The organism is Pseudomonas sp. F220 (assembly GCF_057813935.1).
The window spans coordinates 1-783 of sequence record NZ_JBVASJ010000117.1; the positions used below are offsets into that span (position 1 = coordinate 1).

Annotated in this window: 1 pseudogene; it reads left to right on the forward strand. The window is 64.1% G+C overall.

Annotation, left to right across the window (positions count from 1 at the left end):
- Nucleotides 1-783: pseudogene (locus ACZYSM_RS29235) on the forward strand (RND family transporter); the annotation flags it as partial.

Sequence of the window (783 nt, forward strand, 5' to 3'; positions counted from 1 at the left end):
TGATCCAGGACCTGGCCATCACCGCCAGCATCGGCGTGGCCGTGCTGATCTTCACCTCCCTGCTGCTGATGCCGGTGTCGCTGTCCTACATCGGCGTCGGGCGCAAGGCAGCCGAGCGTGCCCTGAAGATCGACACGCGGGCGGCCGGGCATAAAGGCTTTGGCAAACTGTGGGACCTGCTCGATCGCTTCACCACCCGCAAGTGGGCCACCGGTGCGGTACTGGTGGCGGCGCTGATGGGAATCGGCGGCTTTGTGGTCAGCCTGCAACTGAAAATCGGCGACCTCGACAGCGGGGCCCCGGAGTTGCGTGCCGACTCACGCTATAACCGCGACAACGCCTACATCACCAGCCACTACGCACTGTCCAGCGACCTGTTTGCGGTGATGATCAAGACCGCGCCGGAGGGTTGCCTGAACTACCAGACGCTGGTCCTCGCCGACCGTCTGGCCTGGGAGCTGCAGCAGTCCCCGGGGGTGCAGGCGACGTCTTCGCTGGTGAACGCGGTGCGCCAGATCACTGCAGGCACTTACGAGGGCAACCCCAAGCTCAACAGCATCCAGCGCAACCAGGACGTGCTCAACTATGCCGCCCAGCAAGCCTCGGTCAACACCCCGGAGTTGTTCAACAACGACTGCTCGCTGATGCCGGTGATCGCCTTCCTCAAGGACCACAAGGCCGAGACCCTGGACGCCGTGGTGGCCATTGCCGACAAGTTCGCCAAAGACAACAGCACCCCGGATCGGCAGTTCCTGCTGGCCGCCGGTAGCTCCGGCATCGAAG